Origin of the sequence: Dactylosporangium darangshiense (genome assembly GCF_039537565.1) — a bacterium.
Taxonomy (GTDB): Bacteria; Actinomycetota; Actinomycetes; order Mycobacteriales; family Micromonosporaceae; genus Dactylosporangium; species Dactylosporangium darangshiense.
This window is the reverse complement of the sequence record NZ_BAABAT010000220.1, coordinates 1-731: the sequence shown is the minus strand read 5'-3', so window position 1 is coordinate 731 and position 731 is coordinate 1. Positions and strand designations below refer to the sequence as shown.

1 protein-coding gene is annotated in these 731 nt (G+C 71.0%); it reads right to left on the bottom strand.

The window, feature by feature from the left end; genetic code table 11:
- Positions 1-95: 95 nt before the first annotated feature.
- The gene (locus ABD901_RS58800; RefSeq protein ID WP_345145135.1) at positions 96-662 is read right to left on the bottom strand and encodes a winged helix-turn-helix domain-containing protein; all 567 of its coding nucleotides are present in this window, start codon (positions 660-662) and stop codon (positions 96-98) included.
- Between the last annotated feature and the right edge of the window lie 69 nt (positions 663-731).

Sequence of the window (731 nt, the reverse complement as noted above, 5' to 3'; positions counted from 1 at the left end):
CCGGTACGCGAGGACGCCGGCCATGGACATGCGGGTCCAGGAGAACCGGTGCCGCAGCACGGGTGTCTGGCCGCGCGGCGCCCAGGTGCCGCGGACTACGGGCAGGAGCGAGAACCCGCTCTCGTCCTGGAAGCAGATCCACGCGCCGCGTCGTCGAGCCCCCTTTTGATCCTCGGCCAGTCCTGCTTGACCCACGCCTCGATCGCCGCGTCATCGCGTTCCACCGCCCGGCGGGCGGGCCGTTGCCGGGTCCAGCCCAGGCGCTGGCGCAGGATCAGCCAGGTCTGCGACAGCGTGTACCGCACCCCGGTCATCCGCTCGATCACCTCGGCGACCCGGGCCAGGGTCCACAGGTCCGTGCCGAAGCCGTTGGCTTTCGGCCCGTCCAGCAGTGCGGCCTCCACCTCGGCAAGCTGCTCGTCGGACAGCCGCGGGGTCCGGCCAAGCCGGTCCGCGCCGGCCAGGGCGTCCCGGCCACCGGCCTGCCAGGCCCGATGCCACCGCGACGCGGTCTGCGCCGACACCCCCAGCTCGACGACCACGTCCGCCTGCCGGCGCCCGGCCTCGAACAGCTCCACCGCCCGCATCCGCCGTTCCCGCAACGCATGCACGTCACGACCGGGATCACGACGCGGGCTTGTCGACCGCACAGCTGTAGGCATGACCATGATTGTCTTGCCCACCAACGGCATCGACCCGCAACGACTCACCGCAAAATCGAAAGATCTTTA